Source organism: Thiobacillus denitrificans, assembly GCF_001530125.1.
GTDB lineage: Bacteria > Pseudomonadota > Gammaproteobacteria > Burkholderiales > Thiobacillaceae > Thiobacillus > Thiobacillus denitrificans_C.
In genome coordinates, this window is record NZ_LDUG01000042.1 from 1 (window position 1) to 1,257 (window position 1,257).

Sequence of the window (1,257 nt, forward strand, 5' to 3'; positions counted from 1 at the left end):
GTCAGCGATTCCACCGTGGCCCTTGCCCATTCCCTGGCGGGCAGCTCTGCCACCGTCGGCTTCGTTGCGTTGTCGGCGATGGCACGGGCGCTGGAGCATGCGCTGCAGAAGTCCAGGGATCACCACCGCGACGGCGCCGCGCAATACGGCCAGGTATTTGTGGAGGCAGCCGAAGATATTCGCCGCCTGCTGCACCAGTTTGCCGCTGGCTTCCTCCGGCAGTCCGATGCCGGCGTGCTGGAGCGCCTGAACCAGCTTGATTTTTCCGATGCGGTGTTGCCGCCCACGAGCGAATTCGACGCGCTTGATTTCCCTGCTGATGTGGTCCAGCGGGACGAACTGAAGGCCGAGGCCGCGCCTGCACCGCTACCCGAGGCTGAAATCGCGCATGCGGCGCTGCCGGTTGAGGCTCCGTTGGCCGACTTGTCGATGCCTGGGCGTGTCCTGCCGCTGGCCGTGGAGCCTGGCTCTGTGCCCGCTTCTGTTGGTGTTGCCAGCACGGCTTTGCGCAGCGATGCCGACGAGGAGATCGATGCCATTGATGCGATTGATCCGGACCTGTTTGCGATTTTCGAAGAAGAGGGTGCAGAGCTCATGCCCCAGCTGGGCGGGGCCCTGCGCCAGTGGTCTTCGCGACCTGACAATCAGGGGGCCCGGATGGAGGTGTTGCGCGTGCTGCACACGCTCAAGGGCAGTGCCCGTCTGGCGGGCGCCCTGCGCCTCGGTGAAATGGCCCACAGGATTGAATCCGACATCGAGCGCATCGGTTCGGCGGATGCCGCAAGCCAGGAGTTCGAAACGCTCCTGACCCGTTTCGACGCCATGCAGGCCGCTTTTGAAGGTTTGCGCCACGCCGATGCCGCAGCTGCTCTGGCCCCCGCATTGGCAGGCGCATACGCCAGCGCCGAGCCGCTGACGGTCATCGTCGAGGTTCCTGCGCAAGCGCCCGAGGCCCACCCTCTTGCGGCCGATGAGGCTTTTCTGCGCGAAGACGGTATCCGAAAACTGGCAATTCCGGCCCCGCAAGCGCTGGTCATGCAGCCCTTGCGGCAGGCCGCGTCTGCCACCATACGTGTGCGCTCCCAGTTGCTGGAGCGCATGGTCAACCAGGCCGGCGAGGTCATGATCACGCGTGCTCGCCTGGATGCCGAGATCGGCCAGCTGCGCGGCTCCCTGAACGACATGACGGGCAACTTGAACCGCTTGCGCCAGCAACTGCGCGATATCGAATTGCAGGCGGAATCGCAGATGCAGTCG

The 1,257-nt window shown here is 65.0% G+C and carries 1 protein-coding gene; it reads left to right on the forward strand.

From position 1 onward, the window contains the following. A partial coding sequence (locus ABW22_RS13790) for an Hpt domain-containing protein (RefSeq protein WP_193393310.1) occupies positions 1–1,257 on the forward strand: 1,257 nt, incomplete at both ends.